Raw genomic sequence first — 22,993 nt, forward strand, 5'->3', positions numbered from 1 at the left:
GCTTCTCTTTTTTAATTCATTTTTTGTGAGTTTTTCATTAGTATTGGATAGAGAATCAGACCTAATACGAACAATCCGATTCCTAAGAAGAACGTTTTTAAATCAGCAGTTCCCGTTTTGATAACCCAAATAGAATATATGAATGCTAATGTAGTAATGATGCCGTCCTTTATTCGAGAGCCAGGCATTATATCATACGTTTCTCCTGTAATAACTAATTTGAATTGGTACAGCGTAGAAACAAGGTATGGAATTAAATAAGCTAATGTTGCTACAACGATAGCGAAATTATAAGCTTCTGATACGGTACCAGAAATCGTTGAGAACAAGAAAATCTGCGTCATTACATTTGTAATCAATAATGATTTTGAAGGACTACCCTTTTTATTCGTTTTCGCGAAAAGTTTAGGGAAAAGTCCGTTCTTTGCAGCCTGATAAGGTACTTCTGAACTAACAACAATCCAGCCCACTGTAGATCCAAATAAAGATACAAGTGCAAGTAGAGCCATGATATAGGAACCTTTATTGCCAATTGCTAAATTTAATGCGTCTACTAATGGTTTTTGAGACTCTTTTAAAGCATCTTGCGGGAGAGCGCCCATTGTAAGTAGAGTAATTGACATGTAAATAAGAAGAGCGATAATTAATCCGAAAATCGTAGCTTTTTTTACATCGCGCTGAGATTTTGCACGATTAGAAAGCATGACAGCCGATTCAATACCGATGAACGCCCAAAGTGTTGCAATAGCAGCTGAATTGATTTGTCCACCTAAAGAAATGGATTGTCCTGCTTCATTCATAAATGTTTGCCCATCTCCGAAATTAGAGGCATTGAAAATGAATAATGTGATTACAATAAACATTGTAAATCCAATAATTTTTGCAATAGTAGCAAGAAGATTCATATTTCCAGCACGATCAATATTTTGAGAAAGAATATATTGAATTCCCCATAACATAAGGCTGCATACGAGGAACGTTAATCCTTTTCCAAGTTCTAGTGAAAATCCGTTCGTTGAAAAGAGAATTTGCTTACTTTGTAAAACTGGAAAGAATGTTGATAAATATCCAGCAAAGGAAATAATAACAGATGCTGTTGCAGCCCAGTTTGCAGCCCAATATCCCCATGCCATACTATAGCCTGCAACTTTACCCGCTTTTTTTGAAGGGAACATCGCTTGGGCATAGCTTTGTGGCCCCGCTTTTAATTCTGGTTTTCGGATTGCTAAATTTCCAAATACGAGTGCAATCATAAATACGCCAAGTCCTGTAATACTCCATGCAAGTGTAGAACCCATTGGACCTGATACTTGTGCTAAATTCGCTGGGAGCATAAATACGCCACCGCCAACCATATTCCCGATAACAAAAGCTGTTAAAACCCATAATCCCCATTTTTTCGTTTCCATTTTTGTTAACTCCTTTGTAGTAAGATTTGCTTAAACATCATTTTTTACTAGCTTTTTGGCAATAAAAAAAGAGCCATGTAGATAAAAAATACCTACATGGCTCTTCGCCTAACGTAGGTACAACGGGAATAACCCTTGTACCTACGCGTAATTTTTCCGCTAGGTTTCAAGGGTTACGTATGATGATGATGTTTTTGTGCAAATGTAACTACAATTGTTGTATAAGTAAGCATAGTTCTTTGCTCCCTTTCTCCTCTGATTTTGAAGTTAGTATACTACATGTTTTTTTGAATGAAAAGAAAAATATAAAAATTTTTATAAAAATACGTTTTAGAGATTAAATATTTACCTTTATTTTTCCTATACTGGAAAATAAGTGAGAGATTGGCAGAAGAGTGTAGCATGGTATAATACATATAGAACTAGAAGGTGACAAGGGGCTATTGTAGATGATGAGTAAGTATGAACAAATTTATACAGAAATCAGTAATTCTATTGATAATAGGCAATTAAAAGAGGGATGCAAAATCCCATCAGAAACTGAATTAATGAAGCAATATGAAGCGAGCCGCGGTACTGTAAGAAAAGCTGTAGATTTATTACAAGAACGTGGATATGTTCAAAAAATACACGGAAAAGGTGTTTTTGTTTTAAAGCGAAAAAACATTGAATTTAACTTTGGTGGTATTGTAAGTTTCCAAGAAGAAAATGAACGTTTAGGACGTCATTGTATTACAGAAGTCGTAGAAATGGAGAAAGTAAAAGCGACAAAAGAGGTTGCAAAGCTATTAAATGTGAAAGAGAAAACAGACATAGATCATATTAAACGCGTACGAAATATTGATGGAGAAAAAGTAATTTTGGATATTAATCATTTTGTATCGGAATATATTCCTGGATTAACGAGTGAAATTGCAGCGCAATCCATTTATAAATATATTGAGAAAGAACTAGGTCTTCATATTAGTTACTCACAGAGAGTAATTGAAGTGCAACCATGTACAGAGGACGATAGAAAGTATTTAGATTTAAATGGGACAGACTATGTTGTTGTCGTGAAAAACTTTACGCATTTGTATGATGGAAGTCAGTTCGAATATACAGAATCCCGCCACCGCTTAGATATTTTTCATTTTTCGGATGTGGCGCGGAGAAAATAAGGAGATGGAACGTAATAACGTTTCATCTCTTTTTTTTATAAAAAAACGACAAACTCGTATATACGAGTGTTGACTAACTTATATATACGAGTTAATATGTAATTGTAAACGGTATCAAAAAAAGAAAAGAGGGACGGGAATATGGGGAAAGACTATCGTAAAACAGCAGAGGAAGTGTTGCAGTATATTGGCGGGAAAGACAATATTGAACAAGCTGCGCACTGTGTAACGAGACTCCGTATCGCTTTAAAGGATGAAAGTAAAATAGATAACGATAAATTGCAGTCTGTTTTATTAGTGAAGGGAGCGTTTCATAACGCTGGGGTATTTCAAATTGTAATCGGTCCAGGAGATGTTGATCGAGTATATGCTGAATTGATAACGCTTGCAGGTATGAAGGAAGCGACAGTAGCTGATGTAAAAGATTCTGGAAACCAAAAGCTAAATCCAGCTCAAAAGTTTGTAAAAGTATTTTCAGATGTATTTATGCCGATATTACCAGCAATCGTAACAGCTGGTTTACTAATGGGAATTAACAACCTATTAGGGGCGAAGGACTTATTTTTTGAAGGTAAAAATTTATTAGATGTGTATCCAAACTTAAGTGGGCTTTGGGATTTAATTAATATGATGGCGAATACAGCTTTCGTATTCTTACCAGCACTTGTCGGTTGGTCAGCAACGAAGCGTTTTGGTGGTAGTCCGATATTAGGAATTGTTATGGGATTAATGCTTGTGCATCCAGCATTATTAAACGCGTGGGATTACGGAAAAGCAGCAACTGGTTTAGATGGACAAAAGATTGAGTACTTCGATATTTTAGGATTATTTCAAATTGAAAAAGTAGGGTATCAAGGTCAAATCCTACCGGTCTTAGTAGCAGCATTTGTATTAAGTAAAGTGGAAATCTTCTTAAAGAAACATGTACCAAATGCAATTCAATTGTTAGTTGTACCAATTACAACGATTGTCGTAACAGGTGTGTTAGCATTAGGGATTATTGGTCCAGTTACACGTCATATTGGAGATTTATTAACAGCTGGATTAGTAGGTGTATATGAAACAGTACCAGTAGTTGGAGCAGTATTGTTTGGAGCATTATATGCACCGCTTGTAATTACAGGTATGCATCATATGTTTATTGCTATCGACTTACAATTAATTGCACAACACGGGGGTACATTCATTTGGCCAATGATTGCTCTTTCTAACATTGCGCAAGGTAGTGCGGCACTTGCGATGTTCTGGATTTCTAAAAATCAAAATGATAAAAGTATGGCATCTACATCAGCAATCTCGGCATATTTCGGTATCACAGAGCCAGCTATGTTTGGTGTAAACTTACGAAATAAATTCCCGTTCTATGCAGCAATTATAGGATCGGCTGTGGCAGCAATATTTATTACGTTAAATGGTGTATTAGCACCGGCTATCGGAATTGGCGGATTACCAGCATTTATTTCTATCATTCCGAAATCGATTCCCATGTTTATTGTCGGAATGATTATCGCAGTTGTAATCCCATTTACGTTAACGTGGTTATTTGCAAAGCGAGTAAAACAGAAGTAGGAGGAAGTTAAACATGAAGGATTGGCATAAAAGTGTAGTTTATCAAATTTATCCGAAGAGCTTTAATAGCTATTACAATAAAGAAACCGGTGATATAAAAGGGGTTACAGAGAAACTAGATTATTTAAAAGAACTCGGAGTAGATTATATTTGGTTAACACCGATATACCAATCACCACAAAATGATAATGGATACGATGTAAGTGATTACTACCGTATTGATCCATCTTACGGAACGATGGAAGAGTTTGAAGAGCTTTTAGAAGAGGCGAAAGCACGTAATATTGAAATTATGCTTGATATCGTTGTAAATCATAGTTCGACGGAGCATAAGTGGTTTAAGGAAGCGAAGGAAGATAAAAATAGTCCATATCGAAATTATTACATTTGGCGTGATGAAAAAAATAATTGGCAATCTAAGTTTGGTGGATCTGCTTGGAAATATGATGAGAAGACAGAGCAATATTATTTACATCTATTTGATGAGACACAAGCGGATTTAAACTGGGAAAATGAAAAACTTCGTGAAGAAGTATATGATATGATGCGCTTTTGGCTTGATAAAGGGGTAACTGGATTCCGATTAGATGTTATTAATTTAATTTCAAAAGATCAACAATTCTTAAATGATGACGGAAGTACAGCGACAAGCGATGGCCGTAAATATTATACAGATGGCCCACGTGTGCATGAATATTTACAAGAAATGAACCGAAATGTTTTTGAAGGGAAAGATGTAATTACAGTTGGAGAAATGTCATCTACGACAATTGATAATTGTATTAAATATTCAAACCCTGAGCGTAATGAATTAAGTATGACGTTTAGTTTCCATCATTTAAAAGTTGATTATCCGAATGGTGATAAGTGGACGAAGGCTGATTTTGATTTTATTAAATTAAAAGAGATTATGTCTAATTGGCAAATTGAAATGCAAAAGGGCGGGGGATGGAATGCGTTATTCTGGTGTAATCATGACCAGCCTCGTATTGTGTCACGCTTTGGTGATGATAAGGAGTACCGAAATGAATCTGCGAAAATGTTAGCGACAGCTATGCATATGTTGCAGGGCACACCTTACATTTATCAAGGTGAAGAAATCGGTATGACGAATCCTAAATTCGAGTCTATTGAGCAATATCGCGATGTAGAATCGTTAAATATATACAATATAAAGCTGGAAGAAGGATTATCAAAAGAAGAGATTATCGGGATTTTAAAACAAAAATCTCGTGACAACTCCCGTACTCCAATGCAGTGGAATGAAGAGATGAACAGTGGTTTTACAACAAGTACACCTTGGATTTCAGTGGCTGAAAACTATAAAGAAATAAATGTAGAGAAGGCACTAGAAGATAAAGAGTCTGTATTTTATCATTATAAAAAGTTAATCGAACTTCGAAAAACGTATGATGTAATTACAGAAGGAGAATATGCTATTTTGGATGAAAATGATCCTAAAATTTGGGCATATACTCGTACTACAGAAAGTGAAGTGCTACTTGTTATCAATAACTTCTATGGAGAGGAAATAACGTACTCTGTACCAGCGCACGTTCAATTGGATGGAATGAAACAAGAAGTATTACTGTCGAATCATAAAGATTCCAGCAAGGATATTACAAACCTTGACTTAAGACCATATGAATCAATTGTATATCGATATACGAAATAAAAAGTTGTATGCCTGCGTGGCATACAACTTTTTATTTTAAGACACCACTATACAAAATGCTTACTTCTACCTCAGGCTTAAATTTTACTTTTGCATAATCTTTATTCCAATTTTTTTTCTTCCATAGGTCAGGATGATAAGCGATAAGATGTCTACCAATTCCGAAAGCATCACAATTTGCCTTTTGTAACTTTTTCGTTATTTTTTTCGCTTCTTTCGTGAGCTGTTTGGATAGTTCCTTATTTAGTTTTTTTCTTTCATCCATTTTGTAAAGATTATCTCTCGGAGCTTCAAGAGCTATAACTTTTAATTGAAGCTTAATGTGAGCATACACATTTCCTTTTTTATCTGTTGTTATTTTTAAGTCTCGTTTTAATTTCCGATTGCTCACTTCCATTGTTAAATAGTCAGATGTCTTCTCGGATTCATCGCTAGTAAGTTTTTGGGTTATACGGGCACTTGTTCCCATTTTTCCAGTTAATAATACGAATAAAACAGATTGTTTTAAAGGTAAATGCCCGGTCAATTTATCATTGTTAAATAAAGCTAATCCGTTTGTAATTACTTCTTTTCCTTTTATTTTTATAGAAGGGAGGGTAAAGTCTTTACCGGGATCTAACATTTTTGTAGCAGCTGTTTCTAAAGTTTCTTTTGGAAATACACTCATATCTTCTAAGCTTTTCACTTTTTTCTTTAGAAAATCTCCAATTAACAAATTTCCGACATTCTTTTTTTTCAGTATTTCGGATGTTTCACCATCTACTGCAATAAGTTTTACTAAAGCAGTTGGGTTTGTTGGGTCCCGAAAACTGACATCTAAATAGGGTAGTATCCCTTTTTTAAAAATTTTGGTTCCTAGTAATTGAACACCATATTTGAAATAGCGAATATTTCCAGTCACATTTTTTTTTAGAGCATCGCTTGTATCCCTTATGTTATGCCCCGTTGCTGAATGTATTTCATTTTCGAATGAAGATTGCTCTCCGCTTGAACTTTTTACGAGCTCAATTGTTTGCTGGAGTTTATTCTCTTCCGTAATATCAGATCCAATACTATAAGCTAACCTTGCTTCTCTTAATGGTTCTTGATCCCAACAGCCAGAAAGGAGGGAACTCGTACATAATATAAAAAGTAATTTAACTCTTTTTTTGAACATATTGTTCTCCTTTCTCCTTTCTTATTTCTTATTACTGAATAAAGTAGAAATAAAAGAGGGAGGACAACGATGAAAATATAGGTGAACTTATCAGTGAAAGTTGAAATTACTTTTAATTCCTCTGGTGTATCGATAAATAAGGCTACACTAAAAGCAATAATACCAACGATTGGAACAGCCTTTTTATGGTTAGCAAGATTGAATATATGTCCAATGCCGATTGAAGCGGCACAATAATAACTAGCAATAGAAGCCACAACTGTTATCATCCATATTGGTATGAATAGTAAATCAGTTCGGTCTATGATCCCGATATGCAAGGAGCGTAGTAAGTAAGCAACTGGTTCTGGAATAAGCTCAATTTGTTTTGGACTAAATACGATAAAACAAATCCAAACAGTAAAAGTATAAAAAAGAGTTACAAATCCATTAGCGATAGAAATGGCCTTTAGTTTTGCTACAGAACTCCCGTTTACTTTGGGGAAAGCGATAAGAAAAATTTCAAAACCATACATAGCTGTAATTGTTTCTTTAGATGCTTGAATAATATTCCACCATCCAGCCTCTGTAATCGGAAAAATATAAGAAAAATCAGCTCGCGTGAGTCCTAAGGCGATTAAAAGAGCCATTGGTAAAATGAGAATAGAGGCCATGACGTAAAATCTTACGATAACTTTAAATGTGTTATAGGCTACATGACAACAAGCTATTGTAAATAGTATGAGAATGGCATACCAAGGAGTTGCTTGTAATATCCACACTTTAATGACATTACAAGCATTCAACATAACCGTCATACCAATAAGGGTAAAATAAAAAACATAAGCAAAACCTAATAGTTTTCCAAACTTATTCCCAAATAGCATACAAACACTTTCATACATATCTGCATCAGGAAATCGTTTTAAGAAAAGCCACATAAGTAAAATAATAAGCTGAATCGCAAGCCCAGCGATGAGTGCAGAAATCCACCCACCGCCTTTAGCAATCGGGTGAAGGCGGTTCGGTAGAGAAAGTATGCCTACTCCGATTTGGCACTGAATAACGAAAAAGGTAAATTGAGCTAGCGAAATTTTACTTTGCGTGTTTGTCACCGTCCTCATCCTCTCTCGTTACATGTTGGCGCTGCATTTTTTTCGGTTTTGGATCATGTGGTCGTTCCCAAAATGACCAAATTGGTAGTCTTACAAAAGAATCTTTCATATCTTTAATCCGCATTGGTGCAACAGGAGAAAGATATGGTGTATGAAAAGAATGAAGCTGACATAGGTGAACGAAAGTTATAATGAGACCGAATGATATTCCTACGTATCCGAATAGGGCAGCAAGGAGCATTAATGGAAAACGAAGAATTCGAACTGCTGAACTCATATCGTTTGATGGAACGAGAAAAGATGAGATTGCAGTTAAAGCTACAACGATAATCATTGTGTAAGAAACGAGTCCAGCTTTTACAATTGCATCCCCAATTACTAAACCGCCTACAATACCGATTGTTTGTCCAACTCGGCTCGGCAAGCGAATACCAGCTTCCCGTAATAATTCGAAAATTAGCTCCATTAAGAGAGCTTCAAAAATAGGAGGGAGCGGTACTTTCTCTAATGAAGCTTTAATTGTATACACAAGTTCAAGCGGCAATACATCAGGATGAAAGGCTACGGTTGCGATATATATAGCTGGTAAGAGAAAAGCAATCAAAAAACTCACTAAGCGAATCATTCGGACGAAAGAACCGACAATCCAGCGGTTATTGTAATCATCTGGTGATTGATAGAAAGCAAATAACGTAACAGGAACGATAAGCGCTGCTGGATCTCCATCAGATAAAATAGCAACTCGTCCTTCCATTAAATTTGCAGCGGTCCTATCTGGACGCTCTGTATTTAATTGCTGCGGAAATGGTGAGAAAGACGTATCCTCTATAAATTCTTGTATATATCCTGGAGGCATAAGTGCATCTGTCTTAATCGTTTCTAACCTTCTTTTCACTTCTGTAACTAAATCGTCATTCGCTATATTTTGCATATAAGCAATTGCCACTTTCGTATGCATTTCTTCACCAAGTGTGAAATATTTAACGACGACGTTTGGACTTTTTATGAGTTTACGAATGGAAGCTAAATTGGTTGCTAAATCTTCTACAAAACCAGTATGTGGTCCACGTACAATGCCTTCATTATCAGGCTCTGCTATATCTCTCTTTAAAGATAAAGCTGTTTCGAAAATACAAAAACTGTCGACTTGTTCATGAAAATATAATGATTTGCCTTGTAATAAGAGCTGCACGCCATAATTTAAATTCGTTTCCTTTTTCATATTTAATGTAGAAAAAGCTTTATCTAAAGCTAAATCTGACCGCGTCAATAAAGGCTCAAGGGCTAATTGATGAATTAGATTTGGGTCTGCTAAAGATTCGATATATAGGATTGCTCCTTTTCCGTTTTGAAAAGGGAGATCCAATTTTTTTATATCGTCTGAATGACAGAGCTTATTTTCGATATAATTAATGTTTTCCGGAAGTGATGGAAACATATGCTTTTGATCCGTACTCTCTTGTTGTTCTTTTTGCTCTGTCATAATTTCCACCTCTTTAGAATAAAGTTACTCCTGTTAATTTTTGCTTTTTGTGAGAAATTTATGCTTGGGTTATATGAGAAAACAAATTCTATTTTATCGGCTATGATTGTCCACGCATTATTCAATTTCATAGCAGTACTTCTCACATTTGTGTCGAATTAAGAAGATATATAGGAGGGATACATATGGAAATAGCAGTAGAACGAGTTTTTACAAAAGAAATTTTAGCAAGAGCAGCAAAGGCATTTCATGTAACAGTGGAAGAGAAGCCGCTTGGAGATTTTGAGAATTATATTTTTAAGGCGAAGGGTGATAATGATGAGGACTATGTATTACGTTTAACGCATTCTTCGCATCGATCTAAACAAGAGGTAGAGGCTGAACTAGATTTTTTACGATATGTTGCGGGAAACGGGGCAAAGGTAGCGGGACCTCTTTACTCAACGTCTCAAAATCTTGTAGAAGAAATCGGAGCAGAGGATGGGACTTTCTTTTTCGCTTCCTTATTTACATATGCAAAAGGGGAGCAAGTAAAAGGAGAAGAATCGCCTTATTGGGGCGAGCCTCTCTTTGAAGCATGGGGAAAAGCGATTGGACAACTGCATCGTCTAACAATGAACTATCCTAAAACGGATCATCGTGATACGTGGGAAGAAGATGAGAGTGGGGTTGTTAATGAATTAGAAGATGATCAAGTGAAAAAAATCGCTGCGGTATTAATGGCTGAGATAAAGGCTCTTCCAATTGAAAGAGAAACGTTCGGCCTTATGCACGGTGATATTCATCCAGGTAATTTTCATTATGATGGTAAAGAGCTAACAATCTTTGATTTTGATGATGCGGCTTATAATTACTTTATACACGATTTAGCGATGGTTCTTTATTACTCTGTTCTATTTACACCGTGGACAGCGGAAGAGAAGACTGATTTTGCTCGTAAACAATTACAAGTGTTAAGAAAAGGATACGAATATGAACATAAGCTAGCGGATAGTTGGTATGAATCATTGCCGTTATTTTTACGTTTACGCGATATAGGTTTATATGGCACGATTCAAAAGAAGTTTAAAGGGAAAGATATGCCTGATAACTTCTTGAAATTATCAGAAGAGCTATACGAAAGAATTATAAAAAAAGAAGCAATTGTGAATATATAATACATTCTGTTCAAAACAAAGTATATAAAACAAATATATACTTTGTTTTTTTATACAAAAATATGTTTATTTTATTAAAATAATATTGTCATAGATTCGGTATACATTTATAATTTTTATATATTCTGAATATTCTTGATAAAAAGGAGGGGGAATATTGGAAGCTTTCGTAAATTGGTTAAATAATATTGTTTGGAGTCCAGCACTTGTTTATTTATGTTTAGGAGCAGGTTTATATTTTTCAATTCGAACGAGGTTTTTACAAGTAAGGCATGTAGGAGAAATGGTGAAGCTGACATTTAAAGGAGAAAAATCAGAGGCGGGTGTTTCTTCATTCCAAGCGTTAGCACTTTCGTTATCTGGACGCGTTGGAACAGGGAATATAGCTGGGGTAGCAACGGCGGTTGCCTTCGGCGGACCAGGAGCTGTATTTTGGATGTGGGCAGTAGCCTTTTTAGGAGCAGGATCAGCTTATGTAGAATCTACATTAGCACAAATCTATAAGACAAAGCATCAGGGACAGTTTCGCGGTGGACCTGCTTATTACATTGAAAAAGGTTTAGGTGTGAAATGGTATGCTCTAGTATTTGTTGCAGCGACAATTCTTGCAACGGGGCTTTTATTACCGGGTGTGCAAGCAAATAGTATTGCTGTAAGTTTAGAGACAGCTTTTGGAATTAATACTACTCTATCAGGGGCTTTATTAGTTGTTGTATTAGCTCTTATCATCTTCGGTGGAGTAAAACGAATTGTTAACGTAGCGCAAGTTGTCGTACCGTTTATGGCTGTTGGGTATATTTTAGTAGCTTGTGTTATTGTCGCTATGAATATTGAAAAATTGCCAGAAGCATTTATGTTAATTATAAGAAGCGCTTTTGCATTAGAAGCAGCATTTGGTGGTATTATCGGTTTAGCGATTTCTTGGGGAGTAAAACGTGGTATTTATTCTAATGAAGCAGGGCAAGGAACAGGGCCACATGCAGCGGCAGCAGCTGAAGTATCACATCCAGCTAAGCAAGGTTTAGTGCAAGCATTTTCCGTTTACATTGATACATTATTTGTTTGTTCAGCAACAGCATTTATGATGATCATTACAGGCATGTATAACGTATTTGATGCAAGCGGAAAAAACTTTATCGTAAATAAATTAAATGGTGCTCAGCCAGGGCCGGGATATACACAGGCAGCGGTAGAATCTGTTTTCCCTGGATTTGGAAACGGTTTCGTTGCAATCTCATTACTATTCTTTGCATTTACAACAATTATGGCGTATTACTACATTGCAGAAACGAATATCGCGTACTTAAATCGTGATAAAGACCGCCCTTGGCTGTCTATGGTACTAAAGTTTGTATTTTTAGGAGCTGTATTCTACGGTTGTATAAAAACAGCAGCAACGGCTTGGGCTTTAGGCGATATCGGTGTAGGAATTATGGCATGGGTAAATATCATTGCGATTTTACTATTACAAAAACCTGCATTAGTTGCATTAAAGGATTATGAAAAGCAGAAAAAAGAAGGAAAAGATCCAGTATTCGATCCAGGGCCATTAGGAATTAAAAATGCTGATTTCTGGGAGCATGAATATGGAAAAGATAAGAAAGAAGAAGTATCGTAATGGAATAGAAATGAAAAAGCAAAGGGGAAATTCCTTTGCTTTTTTTATGGACAAAATGAGGCTGGAAGTTATTTTTTTGCCTATTTTTGAATATAAAAAGAATGTACATGCTTTGTTAGGGGAAGGGGTGAGTATGTTGATAGAGTTTCGTAACGTAAATAAATATTATGGTACCTTTCAAGTTTTAAAAGATATTAATGTGCAAGTGAAAAAAGGTGAAGTGGTAGTAGTTGTTGGGCCTTCTGGATCAGGAAAAAGTACATTACTTCGATGTATAAACCAGTTAGAGTCAATTACAGATGGAGAGTTAATTGTACAAAATACGGAGGTACACAATGCGAAAACAGATATGAATGAATTACGCCGAAATATCGGAATGGTCTTTCAACATTTTTATTTATATCCACATAAAACAGTTCTTCAAAATATTACATTAGCACCTATTAAAGTAAATAAAATTTCAAAAGAGGAAGCAGAACAAACAGCCATGTTTTATCTAGAGAAAGTAGGAATTCCAGAGAAGGCTAACGTGTATCCACATCAATTATCCGGAGGACAACAGCAACGGGTGGCAATTGCTAGAGGGCTTGCGATGCAGCCGGAGATTATGCTATTCGATGAGCCTACGTCTGCTCTTGATCCGGAGATGATCGGGGAAGTACTTGATGTTATGAAAACGCTAGCTAAAGAAGGGATGACGATGGTTGTTGTCACGCATGAGATGGGATTCGCGCGGGAGGTAGCTGATCGGATTTTATTTATGGATGATGGTAAAATCATTGAGGATACAACACCGGCGCAATTTTTTGCGAGCCCTGAACAAGAAAGAGCGCGTCTATTTTTAAGCCGAGTGTTAAACCATTAAAGGAGGAGTTTTATGCTTAAAATGAAAAAGTTGTTTACGTTAATCGTATTTTCATGTCTATTCGTACTTGTCGTTGCTGGATGCGGAAGTAAAAAAGATGAGGCGAAAGAAACCAATACGAAGCAAGGCGGAGCCGTTGAGCAAATTAAGAAGCGCGGGAAGTTAGTAGTTGGGGTGAAGAATGATACGAACTTATTTGGATTGAAAAATCCTTCGACAGGGCAGGTAGAAGGATTTGATGTTGATGTTGCAAAGGCGCTTGCGAAAAAGATTCTTGGGGATGAAAAGAAACTAGAGTTGAAAGAGGTAACATCTAAAACGCGTATTCCACTACTGAAAAACGGTGACATTGATGCAATTATTGCAACAATGACAATTACAGAAGAACGTAAAAAAGAAGTCGATTTTTCAGATGTATATTTTAAAGCAGGGCAATCGTTACTCGTGAAAAAAGGGAGCAATATTAAAAGTATTGATGATGTGAAAAAGGGCGTAAAAGTGTTAGCAGTAAAAGGTTCAACATCGACAAATAACATTCGCCAAAAATCACCAGAAGCGACTGTATTAGAATTTGAAAATTATAGTGAGGCATTTACAGCGTTAAAAGCAGGAAAAGGTGATGTTTTAACGACAGATAATGCAATTCTTTACGGCATGGCAAAACAAGATTCAAATTATGAAGTTGTCGGGAAAATTTTTACGGATGAGCCGTACGGAATTGCAGTGCAAAAAGGTGCAGATGATTTAACGAAAGAGATTAATAGCTTAATTAAAGACATGAAAGCAAGCGGAGAGTATGACAAATTATATGAGAAATGGATTGGGCAAAAACCAGAGAAGTAAAGTGATAAATAGTAAAAGCGAGAGGATGAGAGTACTCATCCTCTTCTTGTAAAGAAAGAGGGGAGAATATGTGCCTGATTTTTCTATATTAACGAATAACATTGATATGTATTTAGAAGGATTTAAATATACAGTGATGTCTAGTGTAATCGCATTAATAGGCAGTTTTATTTTAGGCATAATATTAGCGGTAATGCGTATTGCACCGATTCGCATTTTAAACTGGTTGGGAGCTGCTATTGTAGAATTTGTAAGAAATATTCCGCTCGTATTAATTGCATTTATATTCTATTTCGCTTTACCTGTAATAGGAATTACTTTAAATGGTTTTGTAGCAGGAACAGTTACGCTTACCGTATATACGGCAGCGTTTATTGCGGAAGTCATTCGCGCTGGTATTTTATCAGTCGCGAAAGGCCAAATGGAGGCAGCACGTTCTTCAGGATTGACTTACACGCAAGCGATGTACCATGTCGTTTTACCCCAAGCGATGAAAATCGTAATCCCTCCTCTAGGAAATCAATTTCTCAATTTAGTAAAAAACTCTTCCATACTCGGAATTATCGCTGGTATGGATTTAATGTATCAAGGAGATTTAATTTCAACGAAGACGTTTGTTACGTTCGACGTTTATATATTTGTCGGGATGTTTTATTTAATATTAACAATTCCGCTCAGTATGTTAGTGCGTTATTTAGAAAAACGCTTAGCAAAGGAGGCGGTGTAAATGGATTTTAAGGGAGCAATTACAGGAGATCATATTCTGTTTTTATTAAAAGGACTACTTATAACGTTAGAGGTAGCGCTCGTAGCGATTGTACTTAGCTTTATTATTGGTAGTGTAATAGGAATATTGCGCTACGTGAAAATACCTGTCGTCTCACAAATATTGGGGATTATTGTTGAAGTCATTCGAAACTTACCACTACTTTTAATTATATTTTTCACGTATTTTGCACTTCCAGAAGCAGGATTGAAATTAGAAATTATAACAGCTACAATTGTTGCGTTAACAATATTTGAAGCAGCAATGATATCTGAAATTGTTCGAAGTGGTCTATTATCGATTGAAAAAGGACAGATTGAGGCCGCAAGATCTTCAGGATTAACGTATGTTCAAGCGCTTTGGCATGTTATTTTACCACAAGCATTAAGAAGAATGGTTCCGCCGCTTGTCAGTCAGTTTATTTCATTGCTGAAAGATACAGCGCTAGCAGTCGTTATATCACTGCCAGAGCTTATTCATAATGCTCAAATTATTAGCGGACAAAATGTAAATTATATGATTCCAACGTTTATAGTAGTAGCTTGTATGTATTTTATCGTAAATTATAGTTTATCAATTTTATCGAGAAGGTTAGAACTCCGTTGACTCTTACAATATATGTAAGAGTTTTTTCCTTGTTTCTCCTTATTTTCCTCTAAATAGAATCTAAATCTTGCAATAATTCGATTTTTTATATTATTTTATCAGAAAAGTTTTAATTTTATATAGAAAATGTAATCGCTTTCGTGTATATTTTTATTATCAGAAAATTTTAACAAGATATAGGGGTATTGGTAGGGGGAGGATTTAGATGCAGCAACAAACGAATGAGAAATTACATCGTACGATGAAGAGTAGACATTTATTTATGATCGCACTAGGTGGTGTAATCGGAACTGGTTTTTTCTTAGGTTCAGGTTACACCATTAATCAGGCTGGACCAGGGGGAGCCATCCTTTCATATTTAGTAGGCGGATTTATTATGTATTTAACAATGCTATGCCTTGGAGAGTTAACGGTAGCAATGCCAGTTTCAGGTTCTTTCCAAAAGTATGCGACGAAGTTTATTGGACCAGGAACGGGCTTTATGATCGGTTGGCTATATTGGCTTGGCTGGGCAGTAACAGTAGGACTAGAATTAACGTCAATTGGTTTAATGATGAAAAGATGGTTTCCGAATGTTGATGTTTGGGTATGGTGCCTTGTATTCGGTGTTATTTTATATGCTTCAAACGCAATTTCGGCGAAAAGTTATGCTGAATTAGAATTTTGGTTTTCTAGTATTAAAGTAATTACAATTCTTGCATTTGTTGTTCTTGGTGGTAGTGCATTATTAGGATTTATATCATATGACGGAAAAGAAGCAGCACCTCTTTTCTCTAACTTTGTAAGCGATGGTGGATTATTCCCGAATGGACTAGCTGCCGTATTACTTACAATGATTACAGTTAATTTCTCGTTCCAAGGAACAGAGTTAATCGGAATTGCAGCGGGAGAAAGTGAAAATCCAGAAAAAACAATTCCACGTGCAATCCGTAATACAGTATGGCGCATTATGTTATTCTTCATTTTAACAATGACGATTTTAGTAGGATTAATTTCTTGGAAAGAAGCTGGCGTAATTGAAAGTCCGTTCGTAGTTGTATTTGATAAAATCGGTATTCCATATGCAGCTGATATTATGAACTTCGTTATTATTACTGCGTTACTATCTGTAGCGAATTCAGGATTATATGCGGCAACTCGTATACTATGGTCACTTGCAAATGAAGGAATGGCACCAAAGTCTTTCCAGAAAGTAAATAAGCGTGGTATTCCAATTACAGCACTAGTTGTAACAATTGCTGTAGCTGCTTTATCTTTATTAACAAGTTTCCTTGCAGAAGATACAGTATACATGTACTTATTATCTATAGCTGGTTTATCAGCTGTATCAAGTTGGATTATTATTGCCCTGTCGCAACTGCGCTTTAGAAGTCAGTATATAAAAGGCGGAGGAAAGTTAGAGGACTTAAAATATAAAACACCGTTATATCCAATCGTTCCTATTTTAGCTTTAATTACAAATAGTATCGTTGTTATTAGTTTAGCGTTTATTCCAGAACAAAGAATGGCGTTATATTGTGGTATTCCATTTATCATTTTCTGCTACATATATTATTATATAAATAAGAAACGGCAGAAGCCGATGAAGGTGGAGACAACAAATGAAACTAACCATCAAACAAGATGATATTGAGGCAGATTTATCGTATGGTCAATTAGCGATTGGAAAAGAAAACGGGTATTCACCGTTACAATTACTCATTTCTTCAATCGCAGGATGTAGTGCAATTGTCTTTCGAACAATTTTAGAAAAGAAACGTATTACATACGATACGTTTACAATTGAAACGGAAATTGGTAGAAGTGAAGCATTATCAAAACCAGTTGAAAGTGTTCATTTGCACTATAAAATTAAAGCACAAAACATTACAGAAGAGCAGTTGGATAAGGCACTGCAACTGGCAGTGAAAAATTGCACGATTGTTCAATCTATAAAAGATAGTATAAAGGTTACGGAAACAATTGAACTAGTAAAATAAAACATAAAAACGTGAGAATACGGCTCTCACGTTTTTATGTTTTTAATAAAGGGGGAAATATGATGGAATGTTTAGGGTGTAAATTAGCCAACGAAGAAGAAATTATATATAAAATATATGAAGATGACTATGTAACATGCTTTTTAGATCATGCACCTTTCTATCCAGGACATACTTTAATTGTGCCAAAACAGCATGTTGTAGAAGTAGATGAATTAGATGATGTTGTAGCAAAATCCATTATGGATGCTTCTAAGCTTATTGCAAAAGCGATTAAGGCATTATATAAACCAGATGGAGTTACAGTTTGTCAAAATGGTGGAGTATTTAACGAGTTAACACATTACCATATGCATGTCGTACCAAGATATAAAGAGCGCTCGTTTGCTGAATTTTATACGGTACAATCGGGAGAAAAGCACAATCATAATTTTGAAGAGACTAAGCATTTGTTAAAAGAAGCGATAGAGCATATGCTGCTTATTGAAAAGGCGTAGCGGTCAGGAAAATTCTAATATTAAAAAGCCCAATTTCTCAGTTAAAATAGAGAAATTGGGCTTTTGTTTATTCTATTATTAAATTTTATCTATAAAAAGATTTTGCAGTGTCACAAAGTATGGGGCTCATTCGTTATATAGAGTGAGAGGAGGAATTATATGAAGGTTACAAACAACGATTATGAAAAGATGGAAGAGCTATATGAGTTGTATGAACAAAAGATTTATTATGTAGCGTATTCTATTTTAAATAATATTCAACAGGCTGAAGATGCGGTTCAAGAGACGTTTATTACTCTTTATAAGAACCTGGCAAAGCTCCATAGCTTGAGCACTGAAGAGCTTAAACGTTACATATTGAGGGTCGCGAAAAACAAGGCGATTGATAGTTACCGGAAAAATAAACGACATGAAACATTTTTAGAAGAATATGAAAGAGAATCAGTAGAGGCAGTAGATGAAAATATTGAAGAGTGGGAAAAACGTAAAATGTCTGAGGTTCAAATTGATGCATTGCTAAAAGAGTTAAATGAATCTAATAGACAGGTGTTTAAGTACAAAGTCTTCTATAACTTAACGTATCAAGAAATTTCAAGTGTTATGGGGATAACGGAGGTCAATGTCCGCAAGCAGTTTGAACGCGCTCGAAAACGAGTCCAAAATATGATAGGAGGTATACAACATGACGAATTCAAAGAACTCCAAAGAAATATATGAACTTGCTGAAAAGATTGCTTTAGATGATTTTGATAAACTCGAAGAACAACATGAATTTTCACATACATATACGCGCAAAAAGAAATTGTTTATGGAAGAAATGAAGCTGAAAGACGAGAAGCCACAGAAAAAGCGTAAAAAGCATCGTATGTTAATCGCTGCTGCTTGCTTATTGATCGGTATGCCGACAACCGTTTTTGGTGCAGTGAAAGTCTATAATATGATTGTCCAAAAACAAAATTACGAAGTAAATGTTTCCTTAACAAATAAGGATTCGAAAAAGAGTGATAAGTGGTATAAGTTGAAAATAGGTAAATTGCCAGAAAATATGGAAGCAATTGATGATTCTGCTATGAAATATTCATTTAAAGATAACTCCGCAATGGGTGGATTTTCATTCGTTCTTTGGAGAGTAGGAGGGAATTCAGATTTTCCAACTCTGTACTCGAAAAGTTATGAAGAAAAAGAGATAAATGGTAAGAAGGCAGTAATTGTCCATAGAGAAAATGGTAATAAAGATTTAATGTTTAATAGAGTAATTTTTCTCTATTTTGAGGAAGAAGGAATTATGTTACAAAGTTATATTGGAAATGATATAAACGAAGAACAAATGATAGATGTGCTAGGGAGCGTTTCACTTGAGCCCACGTCAAGGGAAAAGTCATCATATATAAGCGATTATGATAAAAAGTATTTTAGCCAAGAAGGTAAAACAACTAAGGTAATTCCTTTGAAAAAAGATAGCAAACGACTATTTCATATAGGGCAAAAGGTTCCAGTAACAATATCTATGGATAACAGCCAAATTGAATATGTGATAGAAAAAGTTGAAGTTTTTGATTCAATTAAAGATTTTAAGCAAGAAAACTTTAATGAAATGGGATTAGGAAGACTAAGCGAGAATCAAGCTTTGGATCAAGCAGGACAATTGATACCATATAGAAGGGATAAATATAAAATTGGAAATGGTAAAGATTCGATTGATCAATTAGTAGAATCAAAATTAGTTCACCCTAAATTCGTTTATCTGACAACAACAGTTAAAAATATAGGTAAACAGAAGACAGAAGAAATTTATATGCATCCATCCATACAAGTGCTTCAAGGTAAAGGAAATGCATGGAAGTATGCTGGGAAAGATGGAATCGCAGAAAAAAATATTATGACAGGCGAAGTTGATTATTTAGAGCCTCATGGAGATGGAAAAAGCTTCTACAATATTGGTAGTATCCGACCAGGAGAAACAGTAAAAGTTAATTTAGGTTATTTTGTAGATGAGGATAAACTAAATTCAATCTTTTTAGATGCTTTCCATTACAGAGGGAATGGTGGCACTGAAAATATGAATGCGGAATATCGTTGGTGGATTGATATTCGTCAATAGTAACAAAGAGACTAAAAAGCTGCTTATATTTAGCAGCTTTTTTCGTCTCCATACATATGTAAAATTTCTTTCGCACGTATACGTAAACCATCTATCAATTCTATCGGTTCTAACACTTGTGCATCTTTTCCAAGCCTATAAAATAAAGGGGTAATAAAATTAATTTCACCTTTATCAATTGTTGAATGTATATATCCGGTCCCGTCCTCATTTACTACAACGAATTCTTCAAGGTAAGGCACGCTTTTACATTGGCGCACACCTTCTGTCGTTAATAAAACATGTAACTGGGTAGGAATGTTTATGACGTTAGAGCTAGAGTTAAACCATTCTTCTAAATTCATGAACGTACTTTCACTTTCTTCTGTTGATAATATAGAAAGAATACGATCAACGCGATACAGTAATACTTTTTTTCTACTGAAGTCGTAGGATGGTAAGTACCATAGCCCGTCATGAGCATATACACCGATAGGATGAACATGTTTTGTTTTTATCCCCGATTTAGATTCGTATTGAAAGTGTAAATCTTTATTTTCAATAGCCGCGGTTAACACTTCATTTAAAAGAGGTGTATCAATTGTTCTCTTCGGATTCCAGAAAGCAATATAAGAGCGTATTTTATCAACTTTCGCTTTCGCATCATGTTGTAGAGAGCTGTACAGTTTGTGTGTAACGGAATTGATTTCTGTATTAAAAGGTAAGTCTCGGTAGTAGCTTAAAGATTGAAATGCAAAAAAGATGGAGACTGCTTCTTCTTCCGTAAATAAAATAGGGGGAATGACTCTATTTGTTAATACTTTATAGCCGCCGTTACGACCTTGTTCTGCGTAAATGGGCAACCCCATATCACTCAAATCTAAAATGTATCTATGAACCGTACGAACGGAAATATTAAATTCATCAGCTATTTCTTGCGCTGTAAATGTCTTTTTTGCAGAAGCAAATATAAGAATATCTAATAAGCGTTTAGCTTTTGACAAATGTATCACCTTTTTCTTTTTAACATGACATAAATTGTCATGTTTTATTGTTAGTATATTGTTTACATCATATGTTATCAAGATGAGATGCAAGGAGGGAAAGAGATGTCACGTGAAATTGTTTTATTTATTGCGGCGAGCTTAGATGGATATATTGCCAAAGAAGATGATGATTTACAGTGGTTAATGGAAACAGAAGGAGAGGGAGATAACGGTTATACAGAAATGTATGAAACAATTGATACGATAATCATGGGAAAAAGAACGTACGATTATGTAGTAGAGCATATGGAAACATTCCCGTATGTAGATAAAAAATGTTATGTTTTCTCTAACTCAGAAAAAGGTTCAAATGAATACGTGGAGTTTGTAAGTGAAGATGTAGTGGAGTTTACAAAAAGGTTGAAAGAGCAAGAAGGATCTAAAATATGGATGGTTGGTGGAGGAAGTCTACTAAGAGAATTCTTTAAGAATAATTTAATTGATGAATATGTTGTTACGATTACACCGCATATATTAGGCTCGGGAGTTCCGTTATTCCAAGATAAGAACCCGGAAATTCATTTAACTTTAACAGATACGAAACGTTTTGGGCAATTTGTAAATTTATATTATAAAGTAAGATGATAAAGAAACACGACTACTGATGGTAGTCGTGTTTTTGTATAGATGGCAATGAAATAATAAAGCAAGATCCGTGGTCGACTTCACTCGTTACAGTAATATTCCCACCGTGTAGCTCTACAATTTCTTTCACGATAGATAATCCTAAACCAGTTCCGCCTGTAGCTCGTGATCTCGCTTTATCAACTCGATAAAAGCGGTCGAAAATGTGAGGGAGGTCTTCAAGCGGAATACCTTCACCTTCATCTTCAATTGTAATGGAAATACTTTTATGTTCTTCAGTAACAGAAATGTGGATAAGAGAATACTCTTTTGAATGTCTATAAGCGTTATTTAAAATGTTCACCACAACTTGTTCGAAGCGTTGTTCATCTAGGTTCACTAGCAGTGTAGGAGGACAAGAGAAAGAAACTCTAATGTGTTTTTCTTTATATATGGCATTTACTTTTTCAGCTATGCGAGTCAGGAAGGTGTGTAAATATACTTCCTTTACTTGAATAGAAAAGTTATGTTGCTCCATTTGTGCAAGGGAAAACAAATCTTGAACTAAGTTTGTAATGTAATCAGACTCGTCTTTTATAATAGATAAATACCGCAAACGTTGCTCAGGAGATGTTGCTTCTTTTGAAGCAATGTCAGCATAACCTCTTACGTATGTTAATGGTGTTCGTAATTCATGAGCAACGCTTGCTAGAAATTCACTTCGCTCTGTTTTCATATAATGTAAATCATTAGCAAGTGTTTGAATTGATGAGGCTAGTTCACCAATTTCATCATTTCGAGTAGTTGTTAATGAAACGGATAAATCGCCTTTACTCATTTTTTCAGTGGCATGTTTCATGTGTAACAATGGTTTTGTTAACAACCGTGATAATAGAAAGATGGTGATGGCTGTTAATAGAAAAGTAATGATCCCAGCGATAATGAATTGTCTTGTTAGCCCATTCACCATCTTTTCAATGGATTCTGTCCCAAGAAACATGTACACATAGCCTTCATGTTTTCCATCTATTACAATGGGACTAACTGTACATATATAATTAGATGTTTTCCAATGATTCTCTATAATTGCGCCTTCATGATCTGTCCGTGTTTGCATCTTTTCAATATGTCTTTTTATAGTAGTATTTATTTCGTTGGATTTAGCTAGTACATCCTTATTTGCATTTGTAATAACAACAGTCGTTTCGGCCTCGGATTCCATTAGCGCAACATGGGAAATTGTTTGCTTATCAAAATACTTTTCAAGGACATCTCTGTGACTATTTCCGCGCTTTAATAAAGCTGTCATTTCTTCATTTACTCTATTGTTGACAAGGCTATAATAAAGCAAGACAAATAGAACACTTTCGATTAAAAGTGTAACAATTAAAAAATAAAATCCGAGCTGAATAGAAATTCGCTTCAT

21 protein-coding genes and 1 pseudogene are annotated in these 22,993 nt (G+C 35.3%); 16 read left to right on the forward strand and 6 right to left on the reverse strand.

Annotation, left to right across the window (positions count from 1 at the left end; genetic code table 11):
- Positions 1-11: 11 nt before the first annotated feature.
- The gene (locus PDQ68_RS15815; RefSeq protein WP_061183790.1) at positions 12-1,409 is read right to left on the reverse strand and encodes an amino acid permease; all 1,398 of its coding nucleotides are present in this window, start codon (positions 1,407-1,409) and stop codon (positions 12-14) included.
- A gap of 449 nt (positions 1,410-1,858) precedes the next feature.
- Between PDQ68_RS15815 and treR the strand changes: the two genes are divergently transcribed.
- The 3 genes from treR (at position 1,859) to treC (ending at position 5,813) form a co-directional block, all read left to right on the forward strand.
- Entirely contained in the window at positions 1,859-2,569 is a 711-nt protein-coding gene (gene treR / locus PDQ68_RS15820) for a trehalose operon repressor (RefSeq protein ID WP_000987251.1), read from the forward strand.
- 141 nt (positions 2,570-2,710) lie between these two features.
- Positions 2,711-4,138 (forward strand): PTS system trehalose-specific EIIBC component, encoded by a 1,428-nt coding sequence (gene treP / locus PDQ68_RS15825; RefSeq protein ID WP_061183791.1) that lies wholly within the window; start codon positions 2,711-2,713, stop codon positions 4,136-4,138.
- A 13-nt stretch (positions 4,139-4,151) separates the two neighbouring features.
- Positions 4,152-5,813, forward strand: a complete 1,662-nt coding sequence (gene treC / locus PDQ68_RS15830; protein ID WP_016716449.1) for an alpha,alpha-phosphotrehalase — start codon at positions 4,152-4,154, stop codon at positions 5,811-5,813.
- A 31-nt stretch (positions 5,814-5,844) separates the two neighbouring features.
- Here treC and gerKC read toward each other — a convergent pair whose 3' ends face one another.
- From gerKC to gerKA, 3 genes are read right to left on the reverse strand one after another with little or no spacing between them, the layout of a single operon-like run.
- Positions 5,845-6,969 carry a spore germination protein GerKC gene (gerKC, locus tag PDQ68_RS15835; protein WP_061183792.1) on the reverse strand — a complete coding sequence of 375 codons (1,125 nt, stop codon included), beginning with the start codon at positions 6,967-6,969 and terminating at the stop codon, positions 5,845-5,847.
- Positions 6,888-8,063, reverse strand: a complete 1,176-nt coding sequence (locus PDQ68_RS15840) for a GerAB/ArcD/ProY family transporter (protein WP_061183793.1) — start codon at positions 8,061-8,063, stop codon at positions 6,888-6,890. The genes gerKC and PDQ68_RS15840 overlap by 82 nt, the downstream gene beginning before the upstream one ends.
- Complete coding sequence (gene gerKA / locus PDQ68_RS15845) at positions 8,044-9,546, reverse strand: spore germination protein GerKA (protein WP_061183794.1); 1,503 nt, start codon at positions 9,544-9,546, stop codon at positions 8,044-8,046. The genes PDQ68_RS15840 and gerKA overlap by 20 nt, the downstream gene beginning before the upstream one ends.
- A 69-nt stretch (positions 9,547-9,615) precedes the next feature.
- On the opposite strand from gerKA, the pseudogene PDQ68_RS15850 reads away from it, so the two are divergent.
- From PDQ68_RS15850 to PDQ68_RS15905, 12 genes and pseudogenes are all read left to right on the forward strand, one after another.
- Positions 9,616-9,708 (forward strand): annotated as a pseudogene (locus tag PDQ68_RS15850) (CPBP family intramembrane glutamate endopeptidase); the annotation flags it as partial.
- A gap of 23 nt (positions 9,709-9,731) precedes the next feature.
- Positions 9,732-10,703, forward strand: a complete 972-nt coding sequence (locus PDQ68_RS15855) for a phosphotransferase enzyme family protein (protein ID WP_061183795.1) — start codon at positions 9,732-9,734, stop codon at positions 10,701-10,703.
- A gap of 157 nt (positions 10,704-10,860) precedes the next feature.
- Positions 10,861-12,321, forward strand: coding sequence for an alanine/glycine:cation symporter family protein (locus PDQ68_RS15860; protein ID WP_000387151.1), 1,461 nt, complete (start codon positions 10,861-10,863; stop codon positions 12,319-12,321).
- Positions 12,322-12,457: 136 nt separating this feature from the next.
- Positions 12,458-13,186 carry an amino acid ABC transporter ATP-binding protein gene (locus PDQ68_RS15865; protein ID WP_014893317.1) on the forward strand — a complete coding sequence of 243 codons (729 nt, stop codon included), beginning with the start codon at positions 12,458-12,460 and terminating at the stop codon, positions 13,184-13,186.
- Positions 13,187-13,198: 12 nt separating this feature from the next.
- Entirely contained in the window at positions 13,199-14,029 is an 831-nt protein-coding gene (glnH, locus tag PDQ68_RS15870) for a glutamine ABC transporter substrate-binding protein GlnH (RefSeq protein WP_000916487.1), read from the forward strand.
- Between the two features lie 70 nt (positions 14,030-14,099).
- Entirely contained in the window at positions 14,100-14,756 is a 657-nt protein-coding gene (locus PDQ68_RS15875) for an amino acid ABC transporter permease (RefSeq protein WP_001112660.1), read from the forward strand.
- Entirely contained in the window at positions 14,757-15,401 is a 645-nt protein-coding gene (locus PDQ68_RS15880) for an amino acid ABC transporter permease (RefSeq protein WP_061183797.1), read from the forward strand. It abuts the gene before it with no gap.
- Between the two features lie 205 nt (positions 15,402-15,606).
- Positions 15,607-17,028, forward strand: coding sequence for an amino acid permease (locus PDQ68_RS15885; protein WP_016716454.1), 1,422 nt, complete (start codon positions 15,607-15,609; stop codon positions 17,026-17,028).
- The gene (locus PDQ68_RS15890) at positions 17,003-17,380 is read left to right on the forward strand and encodes an OsmC family protein (protein ID WP_061183798.1); all 378 of its coding nucleotides are present in this window, start codon (positions 17,003-17,005) and stop codon (positions 17,378-17,380) included. Before PDQ68_RS15885 ends, PDQ68_RS15890 begins: the two co-directional genes overlap by 26 nt.
- 62 nt (positions 17,381-17,442) lie before the next feature.
- Positions 17,443-17,877, forward strand: coding sequence for an HIT family protein (locus PDQ68_RS15895; protein WP_029141050.1), 435 nt, complete (start codon positions 17,443-17,445; stop codon positions 17,875-17,877).
- 159 nt (positions 17,878-18,036) lie between these two features.
- A complete protein-coding gene (locus PDQ68_RS15900; protein WP_061183799.1) occupies positions 18,037-18,594 on the forward strand; it encodes an RNA polymerase sigma factor in 558 nt (185 codons plus the stop codon).
- Positions 18,560-19,978 carry a DUF4367 domain-containing protein gene (locus tag PDQ68_RS15905; RefSeq protein ID WP_061183800.1) on the forward strand — a complete coding sequence of 473 codons (1,419 nt, stop codon included), beginning with the start codon at positions 18,560-18,562 and terminating at the stop codon, positions 19,976-19,978. The genes PDQ68_RS15900 and PDQ68_RS15905 overlap by 35 nt, the downstream gene beginning before the upstream one ends.
- Positions 19,979-20,007: 29 nt before the next feature.
- Here the strand turns inward: PDQ68_RS15905 and PDQ68_RS15910 are convergent, their stop codons facing one another.
- Positions 20,008-20,961, reverse strand: coding sequence for a helix-turn-helix transcriptional regulator (locus tag PDQ68_RS15910; protein ID WP_016716459.1), 954 nt, complete (start codon positions 20,959-20,961; stop codon positions 20,008-20,010).
- Positions 20,962-21,066: 105 nt separating this feature from the next.
- Here PDQ68_RS15910 and PDQ68_RS15915 point away from each other — a divergent pair, with 105 nt between their 5' ends.
- A complete protein-coding gene (locus PDQ68_RS15915; RefSeq protein WP_000085774.1) occupies positions 21,067-21,588 on the forward strand; it encodes a dihydrofolate reductase family protein in 522 nt (173 codons plus the stop codon).
- A 13-nt stretch (positions 21,589-21,601) separates the two neighbouring features.
- On the opposite strand, the gene PDQ68_RS15920 is transcribed toward PDQ68_RS15915, so the two are convergent.
- On the reverse strand, positions 21,602-22,993 hold the full coding sequence (locus PDQ68_RS15920; protein WP_016716460.1) for a sensor histidine kinase: 1,392 nt from the start codon (positions 22,991-22,993) through the stop codon (positions 21,602-21,604).

Source organism: Bacillus cereus group sp. Bc010, from assembly GCF_027716745.1.
In the GTDB taxonomy this organism is placed as follows: Bacteria; Bacillota; Bacilli; order Bacillales; family Bacillaceae_G; genus Bacillus_A; species Bacillus_A pacificus.

What these genes read in the sequence shown, in the direction of transcription:
- gerKC (WP_061183792.1), bottom strand. Translation starts at nt 6,969, where the DNA reads ATGTTCAAAAAAAGAGTTAAATTACTTTTTATATTATGTACGAGTTCC.
- PDQ68_RS15855 (WP_061183795.1), top strand. Translation starts at nt 9,732, where the DNA reads ATGGAAATAGCAGTAGAACGAGTTTTTACAAAAGAAATTTTAGCAAGA.
- PDQ68_RS15895 (WP_029141050.1), top strand. Translation starts at nt 17,443, where the DNA reads ATGGAATGTTTAGGGTGTAAATTAGCCAACGAAGAAGAAATTATATAT.
- treR (WP_000987251.1), top strand. Translation starts at nt 1,859, where the DNA reads ATGATGAGTAAGTATGAACAAATTTATACAGAAATCAGTAATTCTATT.
- treP (WP_061183791.1), top strand. Translation starts at nt 2,711, where the DNA reads ATGGGGAAAGACTATCGTAAAACAGCAGAGGAAGTGTTGCAGTATATT.
- PDQ68_RS15885 (WP_016716454.1), top strand. Translation starts at nt 15,607, where the DNA reads ATGCAGCAACAAACGAATGAGAAATTACATCGTACGATGAAGAGTAGA.
- treC (WP_016716449.1), top strand. Translation starts at nt 4,152, where the DNA reads ATGAAGGATTGGCATAAAAGTGTAGTTTATCAAATTTATCCGAAGAGC.
- PDQ68_RS15890 (WP_061183798.1), top strand. Translation starts at nt 17,003, where the DNA reads ATGAAACTAACCATCAAACAAGATGATATTGAGGCAGATTTATCGTAT.
- PDQ68_RS15915 (WP_000085774.1), top strand. Translation starts at nt 21,067, where the DNA reads ATGTCACGTGAAATTGTTTTATTTATTGCGGCGAGCTTAGATGGATAT.
- PDQ68_RS15815 (WP_061183790.1), bottom strand. Translation starts at nt 1,409, where the DNA reads ATGGAAACGAAAAAATGGGGATTATGGGTTTTAACAGCTTTTGTTATC.
- glnH (WP_000916487.1), top strand. Translation starts at nt 13,199, where the DNA reads ATGCTTAAAATGAAAAAGTTGTTTACGTTAATCGTATTTTCATGTCTA.
- PDQ68_RS15920 (WP_016716460.1), bottom strand. Translation starts at nt 22,993, where the DNA reads ATGAAGCGAATTTCTATTCAGCTCGGATTTTATTTTTTAATTGTTACA.
- PDQ68_RS15905 (WP_061183800.1), top strand. Translation starts at nt 18,560, where the DNA reads ATGACGAATTCAAAGAACTCCAAAGAAATATATGAACTTGCTGAAAAG.
- PDQ68_RS15880 (WP_061183797.1), top strand. Translation starts at nt 14,757, where the DNA reads ATGGATTTTAAGGGAGCAATTACAGGAGATCATATTCTGTTTTTATTA.
- PDQ68_RS15900 (WP_061183799.1), top strand. Translation starts at nt 18,037, where the DNA reads ATGAAGGTTACAAACAACGATTATGAAAAGATGGAAGAGCTATATGAG.
- gerKA (WP_061183794.1), bottom strand. Translation starts at nt 9,546, where the DNA reads ATGACAGAGCAAAAAGAACAACAAGAGAGTACGGATCAAAAGCATATG.